This window comes from Pseudomonas putida (assembly GCF_028682635.1).
In the GTDB taxonomy this organism is placed as follows: domain Bacteria; phylum Pseudomonadota; class Gammaproteobacteria; order Pseudomonadales; family Pseudomonadaceae; genus Aquipseudomonas; species Aquipseudomonas putida_AE.
The window spans coordinates 1-627 of sequence record NZ_JANHLK010000084.1; the positions used below are offsets into that span (position 1 = coordinate 1).

The 627-nt window shown below is 52.5% G+C and carries 1 protein-coding gene; it reads left to right on the top strand.

Translation table 11 applies throughout. The features are described from left to right. Positions 1–627: SEL1-like repeat protein (locus tag NPS56_RS30965; protein ID WP_274078171.1), on the top strand; the 627-nt coding region annotated here is incomplete at both ends.

The window sequence follows — 627 nt, forward strand, 5'->3', positions numbered from 1 at the left end:
CAACACTACAAGGCCAACATCAACTTGCAGAACGGCGCGATGCGCCAACATTTCAAGCTCCATGGCCATGAACACTTGCGCTTGAGCCAACACCTAATCGACGCCGGTGTTGCCACGGGATATTACTTCGTGGGGATCTTCTTGCAGCAGGGCTCGGCTGGGTTGAAACAGGATTCGGAAATGGCCTTGCGTTACTACCGTAAGGCTGCTGACCAGGGAAATGCTCAGGCGCAATACTACGTAGGAGAAAAATTGGCACCGAGCGACATCGCTCCGAAAGTCGCGCTCGATATGTATCGTTGCGCTGCCCAGCAAGGGCATGGCAAGGCAGCCGTCATGCTATCGATTTATCTTAGGGATGATAAAAAATATACAGACGCAATTGAGGTTTTACAGATGGGCGTTGCCGGAGGCGGTGAGAGCGCCGCGAGTCGCTTGAAGGAAGCATTTCAAAATCATCCTTCCATTAATACGATGTACTACCTCGGGCAACAAGAAGACCCTGAACGCTCCGAACGCTATGAAAAAATCTGGCGAATACTCGCGAGAGCTTCCTACGCGAACCCCACAGTCCCCGAAATCAACGAAATCGTCCCTTTACCCCCGGCGAAGCTTCCAGCCTGGGAT